The sequence below is a fragment of the Serratia sp. Nf2 genome, from assembly GCF_003028435.1.
Taxonomy (GTDB): domain Bacteria; phylum Pseudomonadota; class Gammaproteobacteria; order Enterobacterales; family Enterobacteriaceae; genus Serratia; species Serratia marcescens_L.
This window is the reverse complement of sequence record NZ_PYTW01000054.1, coordinates 1-477: the sequence shown is the minus strand read 5'-3', so window position 1 is coordinate 477 and position 477 is coordinate 1. Positions and strand designations below refer to the sequence as shown.

General features: G+C 56.4%; 1 protein-coding gene. It reads left to right on the top strand.

The genetic code is table 11. The features are described 5' to 3' along the window. A partial coding sequence (locus tag C9411_RS25380; RefSeq protein WP_146158911.1) for a hypothetical protein occupies positions 1 to 477 on the top strand: 477 nt, incomplete at both ends.

The window sequence follows — 477 nt, the reverse complement described above, 5'->3', positions numbered from 1 at the left end:
CGCCTTACAGGGCAATGGCGTAACGCTGACCGCCGCCGGGCAGCTCATCAATAACGGTCAACTGGTAGCTGGCAACGGCAAGACGGCATTGTCCGGGCAACAGATTGCGATGAATGGGGAAGGTTCTCTGCAGGCGGGTGGGGACGTGAGCCTGACCAGCCTTGGCCATATCACGCTTGATGGCTTTACCGGTACGGCGGGAAACCTGGTGTTAACGGCCACCGGAACGATCCTCAACACCGCCTTGCTGTATGCGGGCCATAATCTCTCGCTGTTTGCCAACCGCATTCATAACCTGCGCGGCGACATACTGGCGGGTAATGACCTGGTGATGCAAAAAAACGCCAGCGGTGATGCCAATACTGAAGTGATTAACACCTCGGGAACGATTGAAACCACGCAGGGTGACATGACCATCAGCACCGAGTACTTGCTCAATCAGCGTGATGGGCTGGAGGTGAAGATCTCGCAGACTAG